Source organism: Streptomyces sp. TRM68367, from assembly GCF_014495685.1.
In the GTDB taxonomy this organism is placed as follows: Bacteria; Actinomycetota; Actinomycetes; order Streptomycetales; family Streptomycetaceae; genus Streptomyces.
This window is the reverse complement of the sequence record NZ_JACTVI010000170.1, coordinates 1-8,881: the sequence shown is the minus strand read 5'-3', so window position 1 is coordinate 8,881 and position 8,881 is coordinate 1. Positions and strand designations below refer to the sequence as shown.

Here is an 8,881-nt window from a genome sequence, read left to right as displayed (position 1 = left end):
CTGAATCATCGCAGGTCGGAAGCACCCTTCCTCCATGAAGTGACTGGCTGTCACTGAAGCTCCTGGTGCCGTGAATTCGTGAGGCTCACCTTCGGCCATGACAACGGCCTCCACGATGAACGTGACCAGGGTCTGCACGGCATCCCCGCCCTGGTCCTTCTCCCCCGCCGATTGTTCATGATCGTTTAGGGTGGGGTCCTTCGACCGGGGAGCGGTCGCGAACACGGCGGTGAACGCCGCGATCGTCCAGCCCACCGCTACGGCGAGCACGATCAAGGGCGCGTAGGGCGCCGCGTACGGGAGCAGGAAGAACCAGGCCAGCACGGCGAGGAGCCCGGCGGCTGCGAGCAGAAGGAAGAGGGCCAGCAGGGCGATAGCGCACGAGTCGCCCGCGCTGGTCCTGCGCTTGCCGCTCTCGTCGGTGTCGAGGAACAGGTCGACCCACCCCCGCAGCCCCCTGAACAGGGCGTCCGCGAGGTACTGCACGATCAGCCGCGACCCAGTGAGCAAGAGCCGCAGCGTCTCCTTGCTGCCCTTGAAGGGGATGCCCAGCTCCCGCAGCAGCCCCCTCATGCGAGCCGCCCCAGCATGGAGCCGATCAGGTCGTACAGGATGCCGAAGTAGCCGCCCGCAATGCCCCACGAGACACCGGCGCCGATGCCGAAGAACAGGGGCCAGAACAGCTTTTGCCACTCCGGCAGGAAGGTCACCGTCGTCAGGAACAGGGCGGTACCGGCCGGGGTGATACCTCCGGCCACGTTGGGGTCGGCGAGGGTGCGGGCGGCCATGTCCTGCGCGCCGTAGGCGATAGCCCTCCACGTTCCTCCGGCCATGATGCACAGGACACCGAAGACAACGGCGGCGCCGCCGAGTCGGCGCGCGTCGCCGAGGAACTTCTTGACCGGCTTGGACCTGCCCCGTATGGCCATGATCAGGATGGCGCCCATGGTGAGGGCCAGGGACGACAGGCCCACCGCCCCGAGGACCTGCATGCCGTTGGCCCCGGCGGCGGGCGCAGCGGATATGAGCGAGTGGAGCACGGAAGATCCTTCGAGTTCAGGACGCGTAGAGGGCGCAGGCGAGGACGGCCGTCGCGAGGGGGATGCGGGAGAACCAGCGAACGGGCAGGGACTTGGCGCGGGTCTTCCACACGAGGAAGCCGGTCGAGCCGCACAGGGCGGCGCCCACGATGAGCAGGGCGACCTGTAGGGCGTCCAGGCCGGTGTGGGCGTGGATCTGGGCGGCCACGGTGGGGAGCAGGAGCTTTCCGGTGCGGCGGCCGATCTCGGCGGCGAGGAAGACGAGGCCGGCCTGCCCGAGCAGGCCGTACGGGATGATCTCGGCGACGCCCTTGACCGTGACCACCTTCCAGGCCGCGAGCCCGGCCCCGAGGGCGCCCACCAGGGCGAGGAGACCGCCGGCCGCGATCAGGGCCTGCTGCGGGAACTGGCTCAGGTACATCTTGAGTCCGATGGCCGAGCCCGCGGCGGCGGCGCTGCCGTTGAACAGCAGGAACATCCACGCCTTGCTGTCCCGGATCCGGCGGGGAAGCAACCGGCGAGCCCCCGTGGCGGGAGGCGCCGCCGGTGCCGGGGCGGGTGCCACCACCACCGGCTGCTGCGCGGGCTCATCGACGCCGCCCCACTCGCCGCCCGAGGGCTGCGCGGGAGCGGCCACCTCGGGCGCTCGCCGGGGAGACAGCCGCCACCAGTCGGGGCGCCTGCTCCTGCCCTCTTCTTCTTCGTCCTCGTCGGAGTCGTCGTGCTTGTCGACGGGGCCGAGTGGCTGCGGGCCATGGCGGGGGCCGTGCCAGTCCACCGGTTCCCCGAGGTCACCGTCTCCGACGTCCTCCGGGTCCTGGTGGGCGGGGGCGGTCAGGTCGAGGGTCTGGCCGGTGCGCCAGTCCGGCATGCGGTTGCCGGGAGTGGTCGGGGCCGTCGCTGCCGGGTCCAGGTGCACGGTGGGCGGCTCCGACGGCGGCGGGGGCACGGGCGGGAGGGCCGCGGGCGGGGGCGGTGCGTCGTCCGGGCCGCCCCCGCGCGGGCCCACGCCGAGGCGGCGGAGCGTGGTCAGCACGGCCGCCTCGTCGGAGTCCTGGTCTGTGGTCATGAGGCTTTCTCGTTCCTGGTCTTGCGGGCGTAGCGCAGGACGGTCTCGCTGAGCCGGGGCCGGTCACCGTGGAGCGCCTTGACGCGCTCGATCAGCTGGTCGTCGCTGATGCCCGGGTACTCGCCGAGGACGGTCCGGACGGTGGATGCGATGGACACGAGCTGTCCGGACGGCGGTGGGACAGGTGCACCGCCGGGTCCGGGCGGCGTGGCGGGCTCGTCCTGCCGTCCGGACGGGTCCGGGTCGTGTCCGCCGTTCTGTCCGGACGGGTCCGGGGCGGTGTCCGGATTCGGGGCGGACGCCTCCGGGGCCTGTCCGGACGGCAGTCCGTGCGGGGCGGGGCCGCTGGCCACGGTGGCGAGGGCGCCGGCCGCAGCGTCTGGGCCGTAGACGGCGGTCATGTACGCCTGCTGTCCCCCGAGGCGCTGCTGCTGGCCGAGCAGGGCCGCCGCCGCGGCGTTCCGCTGCTGGCGGTCGCGCAGCCATACGGCCACAGCGTCGCTGAACTTCACGGAGAACAGGCGTAGAACAACGGTCCAGAGCCCCTTTGCCAGGACGGACACGGCGCCGCCGACCAGCCCGGCGGTGCGCTGGTCCTCGTGGAAGCCGTGGGCGACGACTGCGGCCACGACGATGCCGACGGCGAACCATCCGGCGATGGCGACGGGCCGGGCGCGCTCCGGGTCGCTGCGCAGGAGCCACTGAATGGACAGCAAGGTCACCCACGCGAGTTCGAACGTGACGCTTGCGGCGTACGCGATGACGGGGGTGACGACCAGGGCTAGCAGGGCGCCGATGCTCGCGGTGGACCACACGACAGCGACGGCGGTCATGCCGACGGCCACCGTGATCACGAAGCGCAGCAGGACACGGTCCAGGTCGACCGGCGGGATAGGAACCTGGACGTCGTACTCCTCGTCGACCATGACGACGTCGCCCATGACCTCCTTGGGAACCTGCCGGACGCGCCGCTCGCGCCGGTACCTGACTCCAGGGATGCGGGGCTGCTCGGTGGTCACAGTGGGGGCCTTTCGTGGGTTGCGGGACTGGCCCGGGGCCCACCCTTGGGGGGAGAGTTGGCGGGCCCCGGGAGCGGCCGAGGGGCGCAGGGGGATGAGGGGATGCGCCCGTACGGCCGCTTTTCAGGTGGCTCAGCGCCCGGAGTCGACTCCGCCGCGGTTCACGCGGGCGCGGTGGCCCGCGCGGCGGGCGGCGGCCTGCCTGGCGTACCGCGCCTGCTTCTTGGCGTGCTTGTCGCGCTCCGTCGTGGAGGCGTAGGGCGAGATACCGCGAGGCGGCGGGGCGCTGCTGGGGCCGCCCCTGAACACGGAACGGATGCCGTCGAGGAAGCTCATCAGCGGCACCCCCCGGCAGCCTCGGCACTCGCCTTGGCGTGGAACTGTGCCGACTCCCGCTGACCAATGGCCTCCTCAGCCCGGGCGTCCCGGTCCTGTGAGGTGCCCCGGTCCCGTCGGCACGCCGCCATGGTCGCGGGCTGGCCGGCGACCTGGTTCGGCTGCTTCGTGCTGATCCGGCGCGTCACTTCCGCACCGCCTCTCGCGGCGCGTAGATACGCTGTCGCATGTCCGCTCTCCTGGTAGCTCAGGTGGGCGACCGGCCCCGGTCGGGCCTTCCACAACTCCGACCGGGGCCGCTTCACATCAGGAGGCGGTTCCGACAACCTCCCGTGCGGGGTACCCTACACAAAACTCTGCGTGGAGGGTACCCCGCACAGGCGTTGCCCGGGGCCGTCGCGGTTCCGAAGGGGTGATCGTGGGCGAGGAAGGCCCTCAGCTGGACGAGGAGGTACAGCGCGTGCTGGAGGCGATTGAGTCGCTTGGCTCACCCGAGGTGCCTGCCGCTGCGCGAGCGAAGCGGCTGACGCAACTACTGGACGAGTGGCCGGACACCCACAGTCGCGTCCGGGAGATGCGTCAGGACGCAATGAAGGAGTTGCAGGATGACGGCCTATCCCTGCGGGCAATTTCCGCCGAGACCGGCGTCAGCTTCGGGCGGGTGCGGGAGATCATCCAGGGCATCACGAAGCGGCCAGCCAAGAAGTCCGCAGCCAAACACAAGACGCCGGACAAGGAACACGAGGTAGCCGCGGACGAGCCGGAGACCTGACCGCACCGACGGGACGACACAGGCGACTAGCCGGCCGACCGCGCGTTCATTGATCGTTTATCGGGCGACATCGGGAACATCTTCTACGCGGTGCACGTGAGCCGATAGATCGAGGCCGCGACCCGCAATTCGGACTGCGGCCCGGATTCGGCGAAGCCCCTGGCCGAGAAGGGAACGGCCGGGGGCTCTTTGCCACCCGCCCCACCGCCTCATGATGCAACTTTACATTGCAACATGACAGTGCCTATAGTGGTGGCGCGAAGACGGCAACAACCGAGGAGCCCACGATGCAGCGCACGAAGAACCGCCAGGGGGTTATCACCGAGACGATGACGTGGGAGGGTACCGAGTTCATCACCGCCGGTTCCCTGACCAACGTCTACGACCGCCCCGTCACGGTGGCGCTGCGCGGTGTTGGCGAGACGCACCTCGGTGACGAAAAGTCGGCCGTGTGTGGCACCAACTTCCGCAAGGTGGCCCGCCCTGCCTCACTGGAGGGCGCTGAGATCACGTGCAAGAAGTGCCTGAAGATCATCGAGGCGACCGAGCTGGTGGACGATGAGCCGGCCCCCACGCAGGACGTGCAGGAAGCCGCCCCGGCGGCCAAGGAGACTGCGGTCAAGGTCGGCGCCGGCGACCTGGTGGAGGCCGAGGTGTGCAGCACGCACCCGCGGACCATCACGGTGCTGGTGGACCGGGAGCCCTGGTCGATCGAAGCGGACAGGACGGGGCGGGACCGTATGGTGCTGACCAACCGGTGCGGCCCGGAGGCGGTGTATACGGACAGCCTGCGGGTGGTGCCGCGGGATACGCCGGAGGGTGCCGTGTGGTACGCGCTCGCGGCGAGGCGGCTGAAGTGGGAGGTCCTACCGCAGGTGGAGCGGCGGGCGCGGGAGCTGGCACTTCTGGACGCGGCCGGCAGGGTGCTGGGCGTGGACCGCGGCAAGGTGCTCGGCGTTCGGTACGGGTCGGCGGTCGCGACGGCGCTGCACGGGGTGCTGCACGTGGAGGCGCACCGGGCGCCGGATGAGGCGCAGGTGCTGGCGGAGGTGCGCCAGGTGCTGGAGCGGGCGGGCTGGACGGTGCTGGACAGCGGGACCCACCTGACCGCGGCGCCCGCGTAACGGGTGTGCAGGAGTGAGCCCCCGACCCTTGATGGTCAGGGGTTTCCTCACCCTCTTATTGCCTCTTGACGTTGCAACATCATAGTGCATATAGTAGTGACCGCAAGGACGACAACAACACCCCAGGAGAGCACCATGACCAGCACCTACACCCTCAAGGCGAACGGCGAGCGGTACGAGGTCATGGAGAACGGTGAAGCCATTTCGATGCCGCTGGAGATGCGCAAGGCCGCGGACCTGCTGCGCCGCTTCGAGAACGGTGCCAACTGGGGCAACCTGAGCTGGGAGGAGCGCACGGTGGAGGAGATCCTGGCCGACAACGGCCTGGCCAATGAGACGGTGGAGGAGCCCGCCGCAGAGCAGCCCGCGCACGTGTGCGACGAGGAGGCCGAGCGCAAGATGTACGGCCGGTACGTGGACGACGGCATCGCGTCCACCGATGGGTGGTACATCCCGGAGGACTTCGAGACGTGGCGCTCGCACTACCACCGGGGGATCGGCCACTTTGAGCCGCGGACGGAGGAGTGCACGGACACGGAGTGCAAGGCCCCGAGCCACGAGCGCGTGAAGTGCGTGCAAATCGTCAAGCGCCGCAAGTGCGTGAAGATGTTCAGCGTGTGCCGGGAGTGCTACGACAGCCGCCACCGGCCGCGTAGGGCAGCTGCCTGACGGAACGCGAAACCCCCCGGGGACCGGCCTCGGGGGGTTTCCTGCTGTCCGAGGGTCACTGTACCCCGGTGATGCGGCGGCGAGGTGCTCGGCGACCGCGCGGCGGGCGGCCTCGCGCTCCTCAGGGGGCAGTTCGCCCCATGCGTTGCCCAGCTCGGTGGTGAACTCCAGGTCCTGCCACGTGGACTCGATGTACCCACCGGCCATGAGGTGGGCCAGGACGGCATCCGGCACGGCGGGCGGCTGCAGAGCCCTAGACAGGCGGGCGGCCTCGTGGCGCAGGTCGGCGTCGGGGTACGGCGGCGGGGTAGTCATGCGGCGGCTCCGGTGACGGCGGGAGGCCCGGCGGTGGGGGCGGGGTCTCGGTGAAGGCGATGACGACCTGTGTGCCCGGGCCCAGGGCCTTCGCCTCGGGGAACGGTGGCAGGGCGGGCCAGGCGTAGGTGTTCACCGGGCGCACGTCGCCAAACGCGTAGGCGCGGTGGTCGCCCTCCAACTCCTTGAGCGGCCACCGGTCGGTGTCCGGGTTGTAGCGCCACCAGGGGATGAGCGTGTACCACCACGTGCCCGGCTCCTGTGGCTGCCAGGCCTCCACGGCGGAGCCGGTGCGGCGGCGCTGCCACAGGCCCTGAGCGAGCGCGTAGACGTCGCGGGACTGCTCGTGGTCCAGCGGGGCCACGATCGCGGCCAGCCTGCGCGGTGGCAGCCACTCCCTCAGGTTCTCGCCGGGTGCATTGAGGAAGGACGGGATGCGCTCCAGGGCGCCGGAGCCCAGCAGCACCGGCTCCCGGTAGTGGTAGGTCATGGCCCACCCGTGGTCTGGAGTGCCGTCCTCCTCCAGCGGGGTCACGCGCAGCACGGTCACGGCCGCGCTGCTGACGTGGGTGATCTCCTCGCGGTCCATCACTGGTCCTCCCCCTGGCCGTCCGGCAGGCCGTGGCCGGTCTCCGCGGCGATGACGCCGAGGGCCTCGGCGAACGCGGCGCCGGCGAGGTGGCGGGGTACGCGGGCCCGGTACTCGATCCGGACGCCTCCGGACGCGTCCGCAGGAGCCGTCCGCAGACGTGTCCGGGCGGTGTCCGTGCTGGTCACGGGGCGTCCGTCCTCGTCGTGGTCCACGCTGCGGATGACCTCTCCGGACACCGTCCGGATGTCCGTCCGGACGTCCGGAGGGGTGTCCACGGACGTGTCCGTCAGCATGTCGGCGAGGGTTCGGACGGCGGTGCCGGCGAGGTGTTCCGGGGTACGGGCCGCGGGCGGCACCCGCAGGAACGCTTGCCGCAGCGGCTCGAACAGGATCTCCACGTCTCGGGGGTGGGGGGTGCTCACGGGGTTCTCCTGGGGGTGTGGGGGCGGGGCTGTCCGTCGGGGGTGAGGCGTCCCTCGCGTATGGCCATCTCGCGTACGGCGCGCTCGATGATGCGGGAGGGGACCATGCCCGGGTAGCAGTGCCGGACGATGTCCTCCGTGGTCTGGCTGACGTAGCGGCGGGCGTGCCGGCGGCGCGGCGTCTGGCTGCTCATCGGCTCCTCCTCGGGGCGGGCCCGTACGGGCTGGCCCACGCAGGCCGGTCCCGGTGACGCCGGCCGCGGTGGGTGCGGGCCTGCTGGGCGAGGCGGGCGAGGGGTGCCAGGGCCTCGGCGAGGCGGTGAGCGAGGTGAGCGAGCTGCTCGCGCAGCGTGCGGAACCAGTCGGCGAGGCGGGCGAGGGCCTGCCGGACGGTGGGGCGGTCCATGAGGGGGGCCTCCGTTACGTTTCGGTGGGGCGGTGCCGGTGGGCGCGCCGCTCCTGTACGGCACGCCGTGCAAGGAACGGGGCGCCGTAGAGCAGGGCGGCGGCGGGCAGCGCGTACGTGCTGCCGCGGTCGCCGAAGGTGCCGATGGTGGCTGCGGCGAGGGCGACGGCCCCGCCGGTGAAGACGACGGCGGCGGCGAGTGCCCGGCCGCGGGGGTGGGTGCTCACTGCTGGTGGGCGCCCTCGGCGGTGCGGGCGAGGTCGGCGGCCCACATGTCTGCGGGGTCCTGGTGGTGCTGGATGGCGGTCACGGCGTGCCAGGCGTCTTCGCCTTCGTGCTCCAGCAGGATCTTGTCCCCGGGGTGGATTCCGTGGCCCCACCCGGACACGCGGAGCTGCTCGCCGTTGTCGAGGGCGTGGTGGACCATGATGTTGCGGCCCCACGTCAGCCGGTCCGGCCGGTAGTCGTGCACCAGGTACGGGCGTACGGCGGTGGGCTCGTCGGGCTCGCGTATGGAGTAGGTGTGTCGGCCGACGAGCGGCCGGTGCCGGGCGACGCGGCCGGCTTCCTCGAGGTAATCCAGTTCCGCGCACACGAGGGTGTAGGGGATCAGGAGCATGCGGCTGATGTCGCGGGCCGTGCTGTCGGGGCTGTCCCGCAGGAAGGCCAGGATCGAGGCGTGGCGTCGGCGGGCGCGCCGGACGGCTTCGCCGTAGGCGGCAAGGACGACGGCGGCGGCGAGGCACAGCAGCGGCAGGGCGGTGCCGAGAACGCGGGCGGGGGTCACAGGGTCACCTCGGTGGGGGCGTTGGCGGGGGTGTCTTCGCGGTGGTCCGGGCACAGGTCGTCCCCGAGGTCGTTGTGTTGCCAGCCGCGGTGCTGGGTGATGACGGCGCGGTGGATGGCGTAGCAGTCTGGGCGCAGCATCGAGCGGGGCACGGTGTACAGGCCGGTGCTCTCCCGCAGGCAGCCGAACCTGTCACAGCCGATCGTCAGCCTGGTGACCACGTGGCCGTCGGGGAGGGTGGAGGTGCTCATTAGAGGACCATCCCTTCTGCAGCCCTCACGAGTAGGGTTGTGACCTCTCGGTCCCGGTGGGTGCATGGCCAGTGATGCG

At 71.2% G+C, this 8,881-nt stretch carries 15 protein-coding genes; 3 read left to right on the top strand and 12 right to left on the bottom strand.

From position 1 onward, the window contains the following. The 5 genes from H8R17_RS43320 to H8R17_RS43300 all read right to left on the bottom strand — a co-directional run. Positions 1-573: hypothetical protein (locus H8R17_RS43320; protein WP_399478064.1), on the bottom strand; the 573-nt coding region annotated here is incomplete at its 3' end. Then, complete coding sequence (locus tag H8R17_RS43315) at positions 570-1,040, bottom strand: hypothetical protein (protein WP_187828669.1); 471 nt, start codon at positions 1,038-1,040, stop codon at positions 570-572. The genes H8R17_RS43320 and H8R17_RS43315, both read right to left, overlap by 4 nt. Positions 1,041-1,056: 16 nt before the next feature. After that, the gene (locus tag H8R17_RS43310; RefSeq protein ID WP_187828668.1) at positions 1,057-2,109 is read right to left on the bottom strand and encodes a hypothetical protein; all 1,053 of its coding nucleotides are present in this window, start codon (positions 2,107-2,109) and stop codon (positions 1,057-1,059) included. Beyond that, positions 2,106-3,128: a hypothetical protein gene (locus H8R17_RS43305; protein WP_187828667.1), complete on the bottom strand. Its 1,023-nt coding sequence runs from the start codon at positions 3,126-3,128 to the stop codon at positions 2,106-2,108. Before H8R17_RS43305 ends, H8R17_RS43310 begins: the two co-directional genes overlap by 4 nt. Before the next feature lie 132 nt (positions 3,129-3,260). Beyond that, positions 3,261-3,464 carry a hypothetical protein gene (locus tag H8R17_RS43300; RefSeq protein WP_187828666.1) on the bottom strand — a complete coding sequence of 68 codons (204 nt, stop codon included), beginning with the start codon at positions 3,462-3,464 and terminating at the stop codon, positions 3,261-3,263. Between the two features lie 418 nt (positions 3,465-3,882). Between H8R17_RS43300 and H8R17_RS43295 the strand changes: the two genes are divergently transcribed. The 3 genes from H8R17_RS43295 to H8R17_RS43285 all read left to right on the top strand — a co-directional run bounded on the left by H8R17_RS43295 (position 3,883) and on the right by H8R17_RS43285 (position 6,029). Continuing rightward, positions 3,883-4,236, top strand: coding sequence for a hypothetical protein (locus tag H8R17_RS43295; RefSeq protein WP_187828665.1), 354 nt, complete (start codon positions 3,883-3,885; stop codon positions 4,234-4,236). A gap of 287 nt (positions 4,237-4,523) precedes the next feature. Next, the gene (locus H8R17_RS43290) at positions 4,524-5,360 is read left to right on the top strand and encodes a hypothetical protein (protein WP_187828664.1); all 837 of its coding nucleotides are present in this window, start codon (positions 4,524-4,526) and stop codon (positions 5,358-5,360) included. Positions 5,361-5,495: 135 nt separating this feature from the next. Further along, complete coding sequence (locus H8R17_RS43285; RefSeq protein WP_187828663.1) at positions 5,496-6,029, top strand: hypothetical protein; 534 nt, start codon at positions 5,496-5,498, stop codon at positions 6,027-6,029. A gap of 253 nt (positions 6,030-6,282) precedes the next feature. Here the strand turns inward: H8R17_RS43285 and H8R17_RS43280 are convergent, their stop codons facing one another. The 7 genes from H8R17_RS43280 to H8R17_RS43250 are packed head-to-tail and all read right to left on the bottom strand — an operon-like array spanning position 6,283 to position 8,802. After that, complete coding sequence (locus H8R17_RS43280; protein ID WP_187828662.1) at positions 6,283-6,933, bottom strand: hypothetical protein; 651 nt, start codon at positions 6,931-6,933, stop codon at positions 6,283-6,285. Then, positions 6,933-7,358: a hypothetical protein gene (locus tag H8R17_RS43275; RefSeq protein WP_187828661.1), complete on the bottom strand. Its 426-nt coding sequence runs from the start codon at positions 7,356-7,358 to the stop codon at positions 6,933-6,935. The genes H8R17_RS43280 and H8R17_RS43275 overlap by 1 nt, the downstream gene beginning before the upstream one ends. Beyond that, entirely contained in the window at positions 7,355-7,552 is a 198-nt protein-coding gene (locus H8R17_RS43270; RefSeq protein ID WP_187828660.1) for a hypothetical protein, read from the bottom strand. Before H8R17_RS43270 ends, H8R17_RS43275 begins: the two co-directional genes overlap by 4 nt. Continuing rightward, positions 7,549-7,764: a hypothetical protein gene (locus H8R17_RS43265; RefSeq protein WP_187828659.1), complete on the bottom strand. Its 216-nt coding sequence runs from the start codon at positions 7,762-7,764 to the stop codon at positions 7,549-7,551. Before H8R17_RS43265 ends, H8R17_RS43270 begins: the two co-directional genes overlap by 4 nt. A gap of 14 nt (positions 7,765-7,778) precedes the next feature. Then, positions 7,779-7,991 (bottom strand): hypothetical protein, encoded by a 213-nt coding sequence (locus tag H8R17_RS43260; protein WP_187828658.1) that lies wholly within the window; start codon positions 7,989-7,991, stop codon positions 7,779-7,781. Continuing rightward, entirely contained in the window at positions 7,988-8,551 is a 564-nt protein-coding gene (locus H8R17_RS43255) for a helix-turn-helix domain-containing protein (protein ID WP_187828657.1), read from the bottom strand. The genes H8R17_RS43260 and H8R17_RS43255 overlap by 4 nt, the downstream gene beginning before the upstream one ends. Further along, positions 8,548-8,802: a hypothetical protein gene (locus H8R17_RS43250; protein WP_187828656.1), complete on the bottom strand. Its 255-nt coding sequence runs from the start codon at positions 8,800-8,802 to the stop codon at positions 8,548-8,550. The genes H8R17_RS43255 and H8R17_RS43250 overlap by 4 nt, the downstream gene beginning before the upstream one ends. Between the last annotated feature and the right edge of the window lie 79 nt (positions 8,803-8,881).